The 14772-nt window shown below is 68.0% G+C and carries 15 protein-coding genes and 1 pseudogene; 4 read left to right on the forward strand and 12 right to left on the reverse strand.

Going from position 1 to position 14772, the window contains the following annotated elements; translation table 11 throughout:
- Positions 1-2 precede the first annotated feature (2 nt).
- The 4 genes and pseudogenes from infB to BARAN1_RS01500 all read right to left on the reverse strand — a co-directional run bounded on the left by infB (position 3) and on the right by BARAN1_RS01500 (position 3420).
- Positions 3-1724: a translation initiation factor IF-2 gene (gene infB / locus BARAN1_RS01490; protein WP_122030572.1), complete on the reverse strand. Its 1722-nt coding sequence runs from the start codon at positions 1722-1724 to the stop codon at positions 3-5.
- 19 nt (positions 1725-1743) lie between these two features.
- Positions 1744-1884: a 50S ribosomal protein L34 gene (gene rpmH, locus BARAN1_RS06570; RefSeq protein ID WP_162297769.1), complete on the reverse strand. Its 141-nt coding sequence runs from the start codon at positions 1882-1884 to the stop codon at positions 1744-1746.
- 145 nt (positions 1885-2029) lie between these two features.
- Positions 2030-2620, reverse strand: a pseudogene (locus tag BARAN1_RS06655) (hypothetical protein); the annotation flags it as partial.
- The gene (locus BARAN1_RS01500) at positions 2584-3420 is read right to left on the reverse strand and encodes a rhomboid family intramembrane serine protease (RefSeq protein WP_122030574.1); all 837 of its coding nucleotides are present in this window, start codon (positions 3418-3420) and stop codon (positions 2584-2586) included. The gene BARAN1_RS01500 and the pseudogene BARAN1_RS06655, both read right to left, overlap by 37 nt.
- 101 nt (positions 3421-3521) lie before the next feature.
- Between BARAN1_RS01500 and BARAN1_RS01505 the strand changes: the two genes are divergently transcribed.
- The 4 genes from BARAN1_RS01505 (at position 3522) to BARAN1_RS01520 (ending at position 6780) form a co-directional block, all read left to right on the forward strand.
- Positions 3522-4553, forward strand: a complete 1032-nt coding sequence (locus BARAN1_RS01505) for a M42 family metallopeptidase (protein ID WP_122030575.1) — start codon at positions 3522-3524, stop codon at positions 4551-4553.
- A 57-nt stretch (positions 4554-4610) separates the two neighbouring features.
- Positions 4611-5948 carry an 8-oxoguanine deaminase gene (locus tag BARAN1_RS01510; protein ID WP_231944276.1) on the forward strand — a complete coding sequence of 446 codons (1338 nt, stop codon included), beginning with the start codon at positions 4611-4613 and terminating at the stop codon, positions 5946-5948.
- Positions 5945-6226 carry a ubiquitin-like small modifier protein 1 gene (locus BARAN1_RS01515; protein WP_122030577.1) on the forward strand — a complete coding sequence of 94 codons (282 nt, stop codon included), beginning with the start codon at positions 5945-5947 and terminating at the stop codon, positions 6224-6226. The genes BARAN1_RS01510 and BARAN1_RS01515 overlap by 4 nt, the downstream gene beginning before the upstream one ends.
- Positions 6227-6333: 107 nt before the next feature.
- A complete protein-coding gene (locus BARAN1_RS01520) occupies positions 6334-6780 on the forward strand; it encodes a hypothetical protein (RefSeq protein WP_122030578.1) in 447 nt (148 codons plus the stop codon).
- A gap of 92 nt (positions 6781-6872) precedes the next feature.
- Here the strand turns inward: BARAN1_RS01520 and BARAN1_RS01525 are convergent, their stop codons facing one another.
- From BARAN1_RS01525 to BARAN1_RS01560, 8 genes are all read right to left on the reverse strand, one after another.
- Entirely contained in the window at positions 6873-7841 is a 969-nt protein-coding gene (locus BARAN1_RS01525; RefSeq protein WP_157959373.1) for a hypothetical protein, read from the reverse strand.
- 214 nt (positions 7842-8055) lie between these two features.
- Positions 8056-9420: an NAD(P)-dependent malic enzyme gene (locus tag BARAN1_RS01530; RefSeq protein ID WP_122030580.1), complete on the reverse strand. Its 1365-nt coding sequence runs from the start codon at positions 9418-9420 to the stop codon at positions 8056-8058.
- A gap of 14 nt (positions 9421-9434) precedes the next feature.
- The gene (locus tag BARAN1_RS01535) at positions 9435-10019 is read right to left on the reverse strand and encodes a FumA C-terminus/TtdB family hydratase beta subunit (protein WP_122031741.1); all 585 of its coding nucleotides are present in this window, start codon (positions 10017-10019) and stop codon (positions 9435-9437) included.
- Positions 10019-10870: a fumarate hydratase gene (locus tag BARAN1_RS01540; RefSeq protein WP_122030581.1), complete on the reverse strand. Its 852-nt coding sequence runs from the start codon at positions 10868-10870 to the stop codon at positions 10019-10021. Before BARAN1_RS01540 ends, BARAN1_RS01535 begins: the two co-directional genes overlap by 1 nt.
- Entirely contained in the window at positions 10867-11730 is an 864-nt protein-coding gene (locus tag BARAN1_RS01545; protein WP_122030582.1) for a 2-oxoacid:ferredoxin oxidoreductase subunit beta, read from the reverse strand. The genes BARAN1_RS01540 and BARAN1_RS01545 overlap by 4 nt, the downstream gene beginning before the upstream one ends.
- Positions 11721-12872 (reverse strand): 2-oxoacid:acceptor oxidoreductase subunit alpha, encoded by a 1152-nt coding sequence (locus BARAN1_RS01550; RefSeq protein ID WP_122030583.1) that lies wholly within the window; start codon positions 12870-12872, stop codon positions 11721-11723. The genes BARAN1_RS01545 and BARAN1_RS01550 overlap by 10 nt, the downstream gene beginning before the upstream one ends.
- Entirely contained in the window at positions 12862-13125 is a 264-nt protein-coding gene (locus BARAN1_RS01555; protein ID WP_122030584.1) for a 4Fe-4S dicluster domain-containing protein, read from the reverse strand. The genes BARAN1_RS01550 and BARAN1_RS01555 overlap by 11 nt, the downstream gene beginning before the upstream one ends.
- Complete coding sequence (locus BARAN1_RS01560; protein WP_122031742.1) at positions 13122-14711, reverse strand: FAD-binding protein; 1590 nt, start codon at positions 14709-14711, stop codon at positions 13122-13124. The genes BARAN1_RS01555 and BARAN1_RS01560 overlap by 4 nt, the downstream gene beginning before the upstream one ends.
- Positions 14712-14772 lie beyond the last annotated feature (61 nt).

Below are 14772 nucleotides of genomic sequence, written 5' to 3' on the forward strand. Positions count from 1 at the left end.
CTCTAGACCAGGACCTCCTCGACGGTGTAGATCTCGAGGGTGTCCCCGGGACGAACATCGTTCCAGTCGCGAATGCGGATCCCGCACTCCCGGCCCGCCTGCACCTCGCGCACATCGTCGGTGAACCGCTTGAGGGATGCGATCTCTCCCACGAACACCTCTTCCCCGTTGCGGAACGCCTTGACCCTCCCCCCCCGCACGACGCGCCCCGCGCGGACGGAGCATCCCGCGACCCGGCCCACGCCTTCGATGTCGAACGTCTGGAGGACCTCGGCCTCGCCCACCTTGACCTCGCGGTACTCGGGCCCCAGCAGCCGGCGCAGGGCCCGTCCCACGTCCTGGGTGAGGTCGTAGATGATGTCGTAGGTCCGCACGGGGATGTTCCGCTGCTCGGCCAGCCGCGCCGCCTTGCCATCCACCCGCACCGCAAACCCGACGACTAGGGGCTGGCCTTCCTCCTCCGCCGCGGCGAGAAGGACGTCGGACTCCGTGATCGGCCCCACGCCGGCGTGGAGGAGCTCGAGCTCCACCCCATCGGCCTTGAGCGTTCCCAGCTCGTGCTTGGCCGCATCGAGGGCGCCTGTGCTCGCCGCCTTGAGCACCACGACGAGCTTCTTCGTCTGGGCGATCTGGATGAGCTCCTCGAACGTCTTGGGGGCCCGCACTGCCCGCCGCTCTTCCATACTGGCCCGCGCCCTCTCTGCTGCGATGCGGCGGGCCTCGTTGGGGTTCTCGATCCGCTCGACCGCCTCCCCTGCTGGGGGGACCCCATCCAAGCCGAGGATCTGGACCGGCGTTCCTGGGCCAGCGGCGGCAACGCGCGCGCCCCGGTGGTCGAGGAGGGCCCGCACCCGGCCCCACGTGCTCCCCGCCACGAGCACGTCCCGCTCCCGGAGGGTCCCGTTCTTCACCACAACCGTCGCGAGCGGTCCCCGGGTTGGGTCGAGGTTCGACTCGATGATCGTCGCCTCAAGCTTCCCCTCCGGATCCCCGTAGATCCCCTCCATGTCCGCTACGAGGAGGATCATCTCCAGAAGCTCATCCACCCCCTGCCCGGTGAGGGCGGAGACGGGGACCGTGACCGTCGTCCCCCCCCACTCCTCCGGGGTGTATCCGAGCTTGGCGAGGTCCTGGAGGACGCGGTCCTTGTTCGCACCGGGCTTATCCATCTTATTGATGGCGACGATCATCGGCACGCCGGCTGCCTTGATGTGGTCCACCGCCTCCAGGGTCTGGGCCATCACCCCGTCATCGGCCGCCACAACGAGGATGGCGATGTCCGTGACCTGCGCCCCGCGGGCCCGCATCGCCGTGAACGCGCGGTGGCCGGGGGTGTCGATGAACGTGATGAGGCGTTCGTGGACGGACACCTGGTAGGCCCCGATGGACTGCGTGATCCCACCCGCTTCCCCTTCCGCGACGTGGGCCTTGCGGATCGCGTCGAGAAGGGTCGTCTTCCCGTGATCGATGTGGCCCAGCACGGCCACGACGGGTGGGCGGGGCGTCCCGCGCGGCTTCGGAGGGGCCTTCGCTTCTGCGGGAGCTTCGCTGGGGGTGGGAGGGACCCGCTCCCGGAAGAACTCGCGGATGAGGTCCGCCTCCTCGTCGGTCACCGTGCTCACCGCTCTCAGTCCGGGCATCCCCAATGCGACGAGGGCCTCCAAGAGGTCCTTGGAAGGGATCCCGAGGTCACGGGCGATCTCGTACACGCGCTTCTTGGTCAAGCTCCTCCTCTGCCGGGCGTCACGCCGGCGTCAGCCGGTGCCGTCCCTTGCTCCTTCGCCGGGCGAGCACGGCCCGTCCGGCCGGTGTCCGCCTGCGGGCCAGGAACCCGTGGACGCGGTACCGGCGCCGACGATGGGGTTGGTAGGTGCGCTTGGGCATGAGTCCCTCCTTCTCGTCCTCTCACCGCAATTTCGCCCATTCTCCCTTGGATTCGGCTGGGGTGCAACGTGGGTTGTGGCGAAAGGAGGACCTGGACACCTCGCCACCGGGTGCGGCAGATCGGAGGGAGGGTCCCCGCATCGGCCAGCCACGAGGCGAGGTACCGCTGGACCTTGGCCTCCCCGGGGTAGCCCCACCCGAAGTCCCCGAACTGGCGGCGCAGGGCGACCACGTACCCATCCCGCACCACCTTCGCCAGGAGCGAGGCCGCCGCGACGGCCGGATGGTCGCGGTCCGCCTTGGGGACCACCGAGATTCCCTCCGGGGGGAGCCCCGACCGGGCGGAGAGGGAATCCCTGAACTTGGGGATGGCCCGCGGCCCGACCGGGGTATCCATCACGATCCGGTCCGGGGAGAGGGCGGACGCGATCCGCAGGGCTGCGTCTCGTTCGAGGGAGGTGAGGTTCTCCTGGTTCACCGCTGCGGCCGGGACGACGACCGCCCTTGCCCGGACCCCCGACCGCGCGATCGCCCGCACCAAAGCGCACCTCTCCCCGCGCGGGACGCGCTTGGAGTCGCGCGCTCCCAGCTCCCATAGTCCTAGGAGGTCCTCCTCCGCGACGCACACTCCCGCTACGACGAGGGGCCCGAGCACCGCCCCCCGCCCCGCTTCATCGATCCCGAGGACCTTCCCCACCCTCACCGCCAGGACTGGCGGTGGCGCTGCCACCGCCACCAGGTCACGAGGCCCGGGACCACCTCCCGCCGCTTGAAGGGAAAGACGAGGAGGGCTCCCGCGATGAACCCACCGATGTGGGCGAACCACGCTACCCCCTCCGCTCCCCCGAGGTCGGCCAGGCCCGAGAAGAGCTGGAGCAGGAACCAGAACCCGAGGAGCAGGAGCGCCGGGATCTCCATGAAATGGAGGAAGATGAACAGGGGGACCACGGTGAGCACGCGGGCCCAGGGAAACAGGACGAGGTAGGCTCCCAGCACCCCCGCGATCGCCCCTGACGCCCCGATCATGGGGATCGTGGAGCGGGCGCTCACCGCCGCCTGCAGCACCGCCCCCCATGCCCCGGTGAGAAGATAGAAGAGGAGGAACCTCCCGCGCCCGAGAGCGGCCTCGACGTTGTCCCCGAATATCCAAAGGTAGAGCATGTTCCCCAGGAGATGGAGCCACCCTCCGTGGAGGAACATCGAGGTGAGGATCGTGACCCAAATCGGGAACGGCACCGTAGGCGCGAGGTCCGTCCCCGACCAGAGCTCCGCGGGGATGAGCCCGAACCGAATCACAAACTGATCCCGTTCCGTGACGGGGTAGAGGCAGCCCCGCCCGTACCGGCGGTACATGACGGGATCGAGCCCCGGGGCGGACTGCCCGAACGTGGTCTCCCATTCGCAGCGATCGAGGAACACGAGCCAGCTATCCGAGTAGCTCAGGGTGTAGAGGAACGCGGCCACGTTGAGGACGATGAGGGCGATCGTGACGTAGGGCACGACCCCACTCGGCTGACCATCGCGCACCGGGATCATCTTGGGCTCCTTGAGTTCCATTCTAGCGCCCGTGAAGGGGGAGAGGTAGTTGTGTCCTCGCCACCTTCCCTATACCATGGCCGGGAGAAAAGGAGGGGTCAGTGGAGCTTCTGCGCAAGCTGTCCGAGGCGGCCGGGGTTCCGGGCCGGGAGGAGGAAGTGCGGACGATCGTCCGCGGCGCCCTGAAGGGGCATGTGGATACGGTGGAAGTGGATCGGCTCGGGAACCTCATCGCCCACAAGAAGGGCCAGGGCCCGAAGGTGGTCGTGGCTGGCCACATGGACGAGATCGGGTTCCTCGTGTCCCACGTGGATGAGGAGACGGGGTTCTTGCGGATTGAGCCCGTGGGAGGGTTCGATCCGCGGACCCTCATCGCGTCGCGGGTCACCGTCCACGCCAAAGGGGGGCCCCTTCTCGGCCTCATCGGCACCAAGCCGGTCCACATCCTCACCGACGAGGAGAGGAAGAAGGAGATCCGGATCCAGGACCTGTTCGTGGACATCGGGCTCCCCGGGAAAAAGGCGGCAAAGGCAGTGCGGGTGGGGGATCCGGTGACCCTCGTTCAGTCGTTCGCCCGCGTCGGGGATCTCGTGTCGGGGAAGGCCCTCGACGACCGGGTCGGGGTGTACGTGGGGATCGAGGCCGTGCGGCTGCTGAAGAAGCACCAGGCCGATGTGTACTTCGTGGGGACGGTCCAGGAGGAGGTCGGGCTGCGGGGAGCGCGGGCGAGCGCGTTCGCGATCAACCCCGACATCGGCGTCGCCCTCGACGTGACCCTGGCCTGCGACATGCCCGGCGTGTCCGCCCACGAGCAGGTCACGAAGCTCGGGAAGGGCGTGGCGATCAAGGTCAAGGACTCCGCCTCCATCTCCCATCCCGGTCTCGTGCGGTTCCTCGTTGAGCTCGCTGAGGAGAAGAAGATCCCGTATCAGATGGAGATCTTGCCCCGCGGAGGGACCGACGCGGGCGCGATCCAGCTGGCACGGGAAGGGGCGGCGGTGGTGACCCTGTCCGTCCCCACGCGGTACGTGCACTCCGTGGTGGAGGCCGCCCATGTGGACGATATCGAGGCTGCGATCGCCCTCCTCGCGGCATTCCTCGATGCCTGCCCTCGGGCCGACCTCGCGCTGTGAGGGCGGGCTCGCCCGGGAACTGAGGAGGATTCGCTGAAGAGGATCCTGTTCCACGACGTGGACGCGATCGCGACCTTCGACCGGGACCGGCGTGAACTCCAGGGGGGGTGGCTCCTCGTCGCGGGGAACCGGATCGCCGCACTGGGGACCGGACCTGCTCCGCGGGGGCCGTTCGACGAGGTCGTCTCCGGCCGCGACCGGGTGATGATCCCAGGGCTGGTGAACACCCACCATCACCTCTACCAGACCCTGTTTCGCGCCGTGCCGGGGGCGCAAGGTAAGAAGCTCTTCGACTGGCTTCTGTTCCTGTACGAGGTGTGGCGGGGGATCGACGAGGATGCGGTGCGTACCTCGGCGATCGTGGGGTGTATCGAGCTCCTCCTCTCCGGCTGCACCACCACCACTGACCACCTCTACCTTTTCCCCCGCGGGCGGGAGCGGCTCACTGACCTCGAGATCGAGGCGGCGGGGGAGGTGGGGATCCGGTTCCATCCCACCCGGGGTTCGATGTCGCTCTCCCGCGACGAGGGAGGCCTTCCTCCGCCGGATGTGGTCCAGAGCGAAGAGGAGATCCTCGCTGACAGCGAACGGCTCATCGCGCAGTGGCACGACCCCTCGTTCGGGGCGATGGTGCGGATCGCCCTCGCCCCCTGCTCCCCGTTCTCCGTGACCCCGGAGCTGATGCGGGAGACGGCTGAACTGGCCCGGGAGCACGGGGTCCTCCTCCACACCCACCTCGCCGAGACGACCGATGAGGAGGCGTTCTGCCTCTCGAAGTTCGGGATGCGGCCCGTGGACTACCTGGAGGACGTGGGCTGGCTCGCTGGCGACGCGTGGCTCGCCCACCTCGTCCACCTCACGTCGCACGACATCCGGCGGCTGGCGCGGGCCGGGGTGGGGATGGCCCACTGTCCGAGCTCGAACATGATCCTCGGGTCGGGGATCGCCCCTGTGCCGGAGGCCCTGCGGGAGGGGATGGCGGTGGGCCTCGGCGTGGACGGGTCCGCCTCCAACGACACCTCGAACATGGTCCGCGAGGCGCGGCAGGCGATGCTCTTGGCCCGCGTGAAGCAGGGGGCGGAGGCGATGAGCGCCCGCACCGCGCTCGAACTCGCGACTCGCGGCGGGGCGCGCGTCCTCCACCGCGAGGAGGAGATCGGTTCCCTGGAAGAGGGGAAGTGCGCTGACCTCGTCCTGTTTGATCTTTCCGCGCTCGAGTTCGCCGGCGCGGCCGACCCCGTGGCGGCCCTCATCCACTGCGGGGCCCAGTACGCCGATCTTGTGATGGTGGACGGCGAGGTCCGCGTGCGGGGGGGCAGGCTTGTGGATGAACGCCTCCTCGAGTTCATCCCCCGCCAGCGCGCGCTGTCGCGGCTGCTCGTCGAAGGCCGGTGAGGGTCGAGGTCCACATCTTCTTCCCGTTCCGCACGGAGATCGGTGAGGATCCGATCTCCCTCGACCTCCCTTCCGGGGCGGACGTCGCAGCGGCGGTGGCGGCGCTCGGGGAACGGTATCCCGTCTTGCGGGAGAGGATCTACGGACCCGATGGTCGGATCGGTCGCCACGTCTTGGCCCTCGTCAACGGGACGGCGGTCCAGTTCAAACAAGGGTTCGCGACCCCACTTTCTGACGGCGCCGTTCTCACCCTCCTCCCGCCCGTGGGCGGTGGGTAACCGGGGCCGCCCTCGTCCACGTCCCTGCCATGGGTTTGAAGGAGGTGCTCCATCGCCCTCGAGGATCCTCGTTGTGCCTCCGCACTTGGGGGCAAGGAGGAACCACGATGACAAGGCAGAAGAAGATCGTGCTGACGGGAGTCCTGGCACTCGTGGCCGGGCTCGCCACGGCGTTCGTGGTGCTCGGTCAGACCACGGATGTCCAGACAGCAGACGCAACGGCAACCCGACCCGACCTCTGGGCGAAGGTGGCCGCGAACCTCGGGATCACGAAGGATGCGCTCAGGGCCGCGTTCGACCAGGCGGAGATCGAGATGATCGATGCAGCGTTGGCGGCCGGGACCATCACCGAGGACCAGGCGAGAGAGATGAAGGCGAGGATCGAGACCCGGAGGGCGCTGGACGCGGTGCTCGATCAGGCAGTCGCCGATGGGAAGATCACCGAGGAGCAGCTGGACCTCCTGGGGGGGTGCGCCGGCCTTGGCCGCGCGAGAGAGGGAGGGTTCACGTCCCATGGCCGGGGAGGTGGGGGGCCGGGGCTCATGGGCCGCTAAGGAGGTCCCGTTTCCCCGAGCGACGGGGTGCGCCGAGCGCCCCGTCGCTCGGTTCTGCCTGTCCCCTCGCTGGCTGAGGTGAGAGGCCGTCGTTAGCGGTTGAGGTAGCGGTTGCGGGGCCCGTACAGGGCCGCGAGCTCGTCCACGGAGAACTCCCGTGCGCTGAAGTACACCGTGAGCTCGAACTCCGACTCCGCGCCGAAGAGTTCTGGACCCACCTTGATCGTGTACGTCCCTGGGGAGACAGCATGGGCTCCCGTGTACACATCGGTAAAGCTACCGGGACGGAACGTGACTCTTTTCCCCGCCGGGTCGTACAAGGTGGCACGAATCTGTTGCCCCCGCTCAAACACCAGCGACAGGGCGACGTAGCCCGGCGCGGTGATGTTCAGGTTGTAGGTGATGGTGTGGCAGCGGCCCAGGCTGAGATCGGAATCGCTGTTGCACGTGGCGAGGCGGCGGATCCGACCCCGCGCCTCGAAGATGACCGTGATGCTCGCCCCGGTCACGGCGGTTCCGGGGCCGATGGCCCCCGAGGTGCCATCGAGGGTCCACGATGCGTACATCGCCTCGGCGAGGGGGAGGTAGGTCGGGAAGAGGTCGGTGGGAGCGGTGAACGCCCATGAGTGGAACACCCTGTTGTCGGCCCCTGCCGCCACAACGCGCCATTGGCGGAACGTCTCCCCCTCATGGCTGAACTCGGCGACGTAGCCGGTCCCGGTGGGGTAACCGGTGGTGTCGATGCATACCAAGGAGCTTCCCGAGACGAGATCGCACTTGTAGGCGTTGAGGAGGTCCTGTGGGGTCTCGTAGCGGCCGCCCAGGAGGGTCGAGGCAAAACTCGCGATCGTGACCGTGGTGTAATAGGCATCCGTCCCTGCCTTGCCGGAGAGAAGGAGCGTGTAGTCGTTTTCTTTAGTCGCGACCCACTCCGCAGGATAGCGGATACAGTACCCATTCTCTTCCCAGCAGTACACCTGGTTGAGGTTGACCGTAGCTCCCGCGGTGAGGGCACAGCACATGACCATGCCCAGTATCGCCATCCACACCGACCTACCCATGGCACCTCCTTTGAGACAGTGCAGTATACACCTCGGCTGTGTGGTGAAGGTAGCCACCTTCGGACCACCGATCAGAGCCCAACCTCATCTTCACGGCTGCGCGCCGCGATCGGGGTTCACCTCGTCCGCGGTGCGGGGAGAGCGATGGGGAGATGCCTCGCCAAGAAGGAGGGCCGACCTCGGGCCGGCCCTCTATCCGTCCGTTCCGGGAGCCCTACACCTTCGGCGGGGGCGGGATGTGCCCCTGCTTCTGGAGGATCTCCACCTCGGCCCGCGCGTGACGGATCATCGTCTCGGCCTGCTTCCGGAGCTCGGCCTTCGGAAGGACCCGCCGCGCCACCCCCTGCTCGATCGCCTTCAGGCCCACCGCTACCGCCTCGTTCACGAACACGTCGAGGTCCATCATCGAGGGGACGATGTAGTCCTCGCGGAGGCCCTTCTCCTCAGCGTTCTTGGCGATCGCTTCCGCAGCGGCGATCGCCATTTCGTCGGTGATCGTCTTGGCGAATACGTCCAATGTGCCGCGGAAGATGGCGGGGAATCCCAATGAATTGTTGATCTGGTTCGGGAAATCCGAGCGGCCGGTGCCCACGATCCGCGCCCCCGCTTCCACCGCCTCCCAGGGCCAGATCTCGGGGATCGGGTTGGCGCACGCGAAGACGATGGGGTCCTTGGCCATCCGCTTCACCCACTCCGGCTTGATCGTCCCTGGGCCGGGCTTGGAGTAGCCGATGACCATGTCCATCCCTTCCATGGCCGTGGGGATGGCATCCTCGACCTTCGCGCACCGGCGGTTCTCGGCGTTCGTGCGGCCGACGATGTCCTTCGTGTACCTGAACAGGGTGTCGAAATCGGGGCGCTCACGGTGAACGATCCCGTTGATATCGGTCATCACCACGTTGCCGGGATTCACCCCCCACGCGATCAGCACGCGGAGGGTGGCGATCCCCGCCGCCCCCGCGCCGATCATGGCGATGCGGGCCTTGTGCTTGGGGATGCCCTTCAGCTTGAGGGCATTGATGACCCCAGCGACCGTCACCGCGGCCGTGCCCTGCTGATCGTCGTGCCACACTGGGATCTCCGTCTCCTCCCGCAGCCGATCGAGGATGTAGAAACACTTTGGACTTGCGAAGTCCTCGAGGTTGATCCCCCCGAACGCGGGGGCGATCCACTTCACGGCCTGGATGATTTCGTCGGCGTCCTTCGTGGCGAGCGTGATCGGGAACGCATCCACCCCGCCGAGGTACTTGAAGAGGAGCCCTTTCCCTTCCATCACCGGGAGCGCGGCGTGGGGGCCGATGTCGCCCAAGCCCAGCACCCGCGTGCCATCGGACACAACGGCGACCATGTTCCCCTTGTTCGTGTACTCGAATACCTTCTCCGGGGCTTCGGCGATTTCGCGGCAGGGCTGGGCGACGCCGGGCGTGTACCAGATCGCGAAGTCGTCGTAGCCGGTGATGGCGCACTTCACGCCCAGTCCGACCTTGCCCCGGTAGAAGGCATGCCAGGCCGGGGCCTTCCTCCCCGGCTCCTTCGCCTTGGCGAGCAGTTCCTCGACGTTCGGCTTGTTTTCCTTCATTCCCCCTCCCTAAACTATGAGCGGATCCGGGCGCGAATCCCCTTCATGTTCGCCTCGACCTGGACCGCGAGGTCCTTGTAGAGCGATTTGCCGTGGCTATCCATCGCCACGACGAGGGGCCCAAACCGCTCCACCTCCATGACCCAGATCGCCTCCGGCATCCCCAGTTCCTCGAGCCAGTGGACAGCCGCCACCCGCTTCACAGCCTTCGCCGCCAACGCCCCCGCCCCGCCGGTGAAGTGGGTGTACACCGCCCCGACCTCGCCGAGGGCGGCGAGGGTCTTGTCGCCCATCCCGCCCTTGCCGACGATGATCCGCGTCTTGAACTTGCGCAGGAAGTCGGCCTCGAAGAGCTCCATTCGGGCCGAGGTTGTGGGGCCGGCGGCGAGGATCTGCCACCTTCCCTCCACCTTCTGGGCCACTGGGCCGCAGTGGAACAGGGCCAATCCCTCCACCGGAAGCGGGCTCCCCCGCTCGAGCATCATCTTGTGGGCCTCGTCGCGGGCGGTGAACATCGTCCCCGAGACGTAGATCACGTCCCCGGCCCGGAGGGCACGGGCGTCCTTCTCCGAGATCGGCGTTGTGAGCACGCGATCCATCACGCCACCTCCATCCGTCCATCCGCGCGCACGCGCACGGTCGCGCGGCGGTGGGCCCAGCACTGGGTAACGATCCCCACCGGCAACGACGCGGGATGCCGGTGGGCGTATTCGGCGTGCACCGCCAACACGGTCGTCTTCCCCCCGAGCCCCATCGGCCCCACGCCGGACGCGTTGATGAGGTCCTCCAGCTCAGCCTCGAGCGCGGCCACTTCCGGCTCGGGGTGCCGCTGCCCGAGGGGGCGCAGGAGGGCCGTCTTCCCCAGCTTCAGGGCAAGATCAGCCCCGCCCCCGATCCCGACCCCGACCACGGTCGGCGGGCAGGGGAGGCCGCCGCAGCCCACCACATGCTCGACCACTGCCTCCTTGACCCCCTTCAGCCCGACGCCGGGGGCAAGCATCTTCAGGGCGCAGCAGTTCTCCGACCCCCCGCCCTTGGGGAGGATGTGGATCTCCGCTCCATCCCCGTCCGTCATCTCCCACGTCACGGCCGGGATGTAGCGGCCGGTGTTGTCACCGGGGTTCTTCCCGGTGAAGGGGTGGACCGTGTTGGGCCTGAGGGGAACCGCCTTCGTCGCCAGCCGCGCCGCCTCGGGGAGGGCGCCCACGAGGGCGGGGAGGTGGGGGAATCCCATCCCCAGTCTGACGAAGAACGTAATCGTCCCCGTATCTTGGCAGATCGGGACCATGCCCTCCCGAGCGATCCGCACGTTCTCCAGGATCGCCTCCAGCTGCACCCGGGCCGGTCCTGCCTCCCGGTCGCGGGCCGCCTCAAGCGCCCGCACGACATCGGGCGGAAGGATCGTCGCCGCCTTGCCGATCGCCAGAGCTAGCTCGTTGCCGAAGTTCACTTGTTCCCTCCCATCTCCGCCACCTTCGCCGCGTACATCTCGTGGTAGGTCGGTTTGTCTACGTCGACGAATTTGCCGACGAGGAACGGCTTCCCAGATACGATCTCCGCCTCCTTGGGGTCCGCCCCGTGGCGGATCACAGCGTGGTCTGCGTAGTAGCGCAGCTCGTCCAGGCCCTCCCCGATCCGGTTGCGGCGGCCGTAGTTCGTCGGGCACGGGGAGATGACCTCCACAAACGTGAACCCCTCGTGGGCCATCGCCTCCACGAGCCCCTTCTGGAGGCGGCGGCCGTCGAGCGTCGTCCACCGCGCGACATAGCTCGCCCCGGCCGAGGCGGCGAGGTGAACGAGGTTGAACGGGTGCTCGAAGTTGCCGAACGGGGTCGTCGTGGTCTTCCCGTCGAGGGGGGTGGTGGGCCCGCACTGGCCGCCCGTCATCCCGTAGTTGAAGTTGTTCACGCACACCACGGTCAGGTCGAGGTTGCGCCGCGCCGCATGGATGAGGTGGTTCCCGCCGATCGCGAACAGGTCCCCGTCGCCGGAGATCACGGCCACGTGGAGTTTGGGGTTGGCGAGCTTGAGGCCGGTGGCGAACGGGATCGCCCGGCCGTGGGTGGTATGGTACGCGTCCAATTTGAGGTAGCCGGCGATGCGGCCGGTACAGCCGATCCCCGACACGACCGCGACCTCGTCGGGATCCCACCCCAGCTCATCGAGGGCGTAAAGGAAGTTCCCGAGAACCGTTCCCAATCCGCACCCGGAGCACCAGATGTGGGGGATACGGTCCGTGCGGAGGTACTTCTCCATCGGGTGCCGGGCCCCGGGGACGATCTCGAAAGCGGGCTTCGTCTTCACCTGCATCGTGCCACCTCCTTGATCCCGGCGAGGACCTCCTCGGGGGTGTGGATCCGCCCCCCAGCGTGGGACACGCCCGCGAGAGGGACCTTGCCCCGGGTCGCCCGCTCCACCTCGCGGCTCATTTGCCCCAGGTTCAGCTCCACGACCGCGATCCCCCTCACCTGATCCGCAAGGGCCCGCACCCGCTCGTCGGGGAACGGCCACGCCGTGATGAGGCGCAGCATCCCCGCCTTGATCCCCTGCTGACGGGCCTGGGCGAGGGCTCCGTAGGCAACGCGGGCGGAGATCCCGTAGGACACGACCGCGACCTCGGCATCGTCGAGGCCCACTTCCTCGTAGAGCGTGTACTCCTCCCGGTAGCGGAGGACCTTCTCTGCGAGCCGACGCACGAGCCTGTCGTGGGCCTCGGCGGACATGTCCGGGTACCCTCGCTCGTCGTGGGTGAGGCCGGTGACGTGGACCCGGTACCCCTCGCCCGCGCACGCCATCGGGGGGACGAGGTCGGGATCGGGCTGGTAGGGGATGAACTCCTCCGGCGGGACCTGGGGCCGCCGCCGGGGGGCCAGGGGGACCTCGCCCGGGATCTCCACCCGCTCGTACATGTGCCCCACCACCTCGTCCGTCATGAGGAGCACCGGAACCCGGAACCGCTCGGAGAGGGCGAACGCGCGCACCGTGAGATCGAACGCCTCCTGGGGGGAGGCAGGGACGAGGGCGATGATCTCGTAGTGGCCGTGGGAGCCCCACCGCGCCTGCATCATGTCCCCTTGGCCAACGGCGGTGGGGAGGCCGGTCGAGGGCGCACCGCGCTGAACATCCACCACCACGCACGGGGTTTCGGTCATGATCGCCAGGCCCAGGTTCTCCATCATCAGCGAGAACCCGGGGCCGGAGGTGGCGGTCATCGCCTTGGCCCCGCCCCAAGCCGCTCCCACCACCGCCGCCATCGCCCCCAGCTCGTCCTCCATTTGGATGAACGCCCCGCCCACCCGCGGCAGGCGCCACGACAGGCGCTCCGCGATCTCGGACTGCGGCGTGATCGGGTAGGCCGCGAAGAACCGACACCCGGCGGCGATCGCCCCTTCCGCGATCGCCTCGTCGCCGTTCATGAAGTGAATCCCGGACAGGGTGGCCTTAGGCGGCATCCTTTACCTCCGCAGTTTCTTTCTCCGTCCAGATGGCAAAATCAGGGCACACGAGCTCGCAGAACCCGCACATCACACACGCATCGGGGTCCACCACCTCTGGGGGATGGTACCCCTTGGCGTTGAAGTGTTCCGATTGGGCGAGGACCTTCCGCGGACAGTACTCGATGCAGAACCCGCACCCCTTGCAGATGTCGTCGAGGACGTAGACGTGTCCCTTCGGTACCTTCCACCGCTTCGCCCCCTGCGTCATAGCAGGTCCACCATCCGCGACAGGGCCTTCTCGCCCCGGTACTCGGGGAGGAGCAGGGGCGCTTTCCGGTCCGCGGGGACGCCCGCCGACTGTAGTTGCTCCACGTACCGCCTGACGTGGGCGAGGGTAGGGGCGCCTAGGGTGGCTTTCTTGGCGTGCCCGGCGGCGGCGATCCCGGCCCTCCGGCCGAACACGTTGTAGTCGAGGAGCGAGTTCCCCATCAGCCGGTTCTTCCCGTGCACCCCGCCCTCGACCTCGCCCGCGGCAAATAGCCCGGGGATTCCCGTCCAACCGTGCTCGTCGATCACCACCCCCCCATTTTGATAGTGGAGGGTGGGGTAGACGAGGATCGGCTCCCGGGTCGGATCGATGTCGAACCGCACGTACATCCGGTGGATGGAGGACAGGGCCCGCTGGAACGTGCCCTTGCCGTGGATCATGTCCACCATCGGCGTGTCCAGCCACACCCCGACCATCCCCGTGGGGGTGGGAACCCCCAGCCCGCGGCCGCCCTTCTCCGGGGAGGCGCACTCGCGGATGAACGCCGCCGACTCCACGTCGCGCGGCTCCAAGGGGTGGACGAACACCTCCCCCAGCCGGTTCAGGGGTAAGGCGTCCATCCCCCGCACCTTCTCCGTGATGAGGAGCCCGACGAGCTGCTCCGGGTAAGCAGCGCCGGTGGGATGGTACTGCACGGCGTCGAGGTCTCGGAGCTTCGCCCCCGCCCGGTAGGCGAGGACGAGCCCATCGGCGGTGGCACCGTAGTGGTTCGTGGTCGGGAACCCCTGGATGTGCAGCCGGCCCCAGCCGCCGGTGGCGAGGACGACCGCCTTCGCCCGCACCACGGTGTACTCGCTCGTCTCGAGGTTCCACAGGACGGCGCCCACGACCTGGCCCTGGCCATCGGTGAGGAGCTCCACCGCCGGGGAGAACTCGAGCACTGGGATGCCGCGGCTTCGCGCCTCATCCCGCAACACGCGCATGATCTCGAGGCCCGTGTAGTCCTTCGCCGAGTGCATCCTCTTCCGGGACGTGCCCCCCCCGTGGATGGTGATCATCGTCCCGTCAGGCTCCTTGTCGTACATCACCCCAAGGTCTTCATGCCAGCGGATGACGCTCGGGGCATCCTCCACCAGGGCCCGTACGAGCTTGGGGTCGTTGGTGAAGTGCCCGCCCCCCAGGACGTCGAGGTAGTGGATCGCCGGCGAGTCGTTCGCCTTGTCCGCGGCCTGGATGCCGCCCTGGGCCATGATCGAGTTCGAGTCGCCGTGGCGGAGCTTGGTGGCGATGAGGATCCGCTCGGCGGGGATCCCGGACTGGTGAGCCCAGATCGCCGCCACCGTGCCCGCTCCCCCCCCGCCGATCACGAGGACGTCCACGTCGTGGTCCGGCTGCGAGACATCCACCGCCCGCGGGTCGAGGAGGGGGTACGCCTCGAGGAGGTCGGCGAGCTCATGGGGCACAGGTTCCCCCCACGATGCCCCCACCTTGAGCTTGCGCTTCCCCTCTGGCCGGTAGTCGGGGTGAAACCCCTTGAGGAGGGCCTCCTGCTCTTGAAGCGTGAGCCGCGGGGGCTTCGTGGCCATCCGTGCTGGCCGCGTCGCCTCCACGCGCTCGATGGACTCTTGGATCTCTTTGGGATAGGTG

This window comes from Candidatus Bipolaricaulis anaerobius, from assembly GCF_900465355.1.
Taxonomy (GTDB): Bacteria; Bipolaricaulota; Bipolaricaulia; order Bipolaricaulales; family Bipolaricaulaceae; genus Bipolaricaulis; species Bipolaricaulis anaerobius.

Bases quoted from the DNA above. Each gene is read 5' to 3' on its own strand.
- BARAN1_RS01500 (WP_122030574.1), bottom strand. From the start codon at position 3,420: ATGATCCCGGTGCGCGATGGTCAGCCGAGTGGGGTCGTGCCCTACGTC.
- BARAN1_RS01560 (WP_122031742.1), bottom strand. From the start codon at position 14,711: ATGGCCACGAAGCCCCCGCGGCTCACGCTTCAAGAGCAGGAGGCCCTC.
- BARAN1_RS01535 (WP_122031741.1), bottom strand. From the start codon at position 10,019: ATGGATCGCGTGCTCACAACGCCGATCTCGGAGAAGGACGCCCGTGCC.
- BARAN1_RS01525 (WP_157959373.1), bottom strand. From the start codon at position 7,841: ATGGGTAGGTCGGTGTGGATGGCGATACTGGGCATGGTCATGTGCTGT.
- BARAN1_RS01550 (WP_122030583.1), bottom strand. From the start codon at position 12,872: ATGCCGCCTAAGGCCACCCTGTCCGGGATTCACTTCATGAACGGCGAC.
- BARAN1_RS01520 (WP_122030578.1), top strand. From the start codon at position 6,334: ATGACAAGGCAGAAGAAGATCGTGCTGACGGGAGTCCTGGCACTCGTG.
- rpmH (WP_162297769.1), bottom strand. From the start codon at position 1,884: ATGCCCAAGCGCACCTACCAACCCCATCGTCGGCGCCGGTACCGCGTC.
- BARAN1_RS01530 (WP_122030580.1), bottom strand. From the start codon at position 9,420: ATGAAGGAAAACAAGCCGAACGTCGAGGAACTGCTCGCCAAGGCGAAG.
- BARAN1_RS01555 (WP_122030584.1), bottom strand. From the start codon at position 13,125: ATGACGCAGGGGGCGAAGCGGTGGAAGGTACCGAAGGGACACGTCTAC.
- BARAN1_RS01545 (WP_122030582.1), bottom strand. From the start codon at position 11,730: ATGCAGGTGAAGACGAAGCCCGCTTTCGAGATCGTCCCCGGGGCCCGG.